The sequence below is a fragment of the Streptomyces sp. ADMS genome, from assembly GCF_033441795.1.
Taxonomy (GTDB): Bacteria; Actinomycetota; Actinomycetes; order Streptomycetales; family Streptomycetaceae; genus Streptomyces.
Map to the genome: position 1 here is coordinate 1 of NZ_JAVFVX010000410.1, position 501 is coordinate 501.

Genomic DNA, 501 nt, shown 5'->3' on the forward strand with positions numbered 1-501 from the left:
GGTGGTGCGGGTGTAGTTCTGCAGCAGCACGGTGCGCAGGGTCTGCACCGCGGGCAGCTCTCGCAGCCAGGGTTCGGAGCGTGGATCGTAGACGGCGCTGAGCAGGGCGAAGCCGTCGCGGGCGTAGGTCAGCGCGAGCTGGTCGCGCTTGGTGGCGGAGGAGGGCATGCGCCAGGTGTCGATCCGGGTGTCGTAGCGGCGCGACCAGCCGGGCACGTCCAGCACGCCGGCGACCCAGTGCGGCGCGGCCACCGTCAACGCCTCCACCGCCGCCCGCACGCTCTCCCCGGCCAGCTCCAGGCGGTTCAGGTCCCGCACCGCGGAGACGATATGGGTGGAGTCGGTGCGCTGCTTGCCCCCGGCACCGACCAGACCCTGCTCCGTCAGCCTGGCCAGCAGCAGGTCCAGGACTTTCTCCTCCAGACGGTGCTCGACCACCCGGGTACGGAACTGGGACAGCACGGTGAAGTCGAAGCCGGTGTCGGTCAGCTCCAACCCGAG

Annotated in this window: 1 pseudogene; it reads right to left on the reverse strand. The window is 70.9% G+C overall.

Annotated features, from left to right (window positions below):
• Positions 1-501, reverse strand: a pseudogene (locus RB628_RS41310) (IS1182 family transposase); the annotation flags it as partial.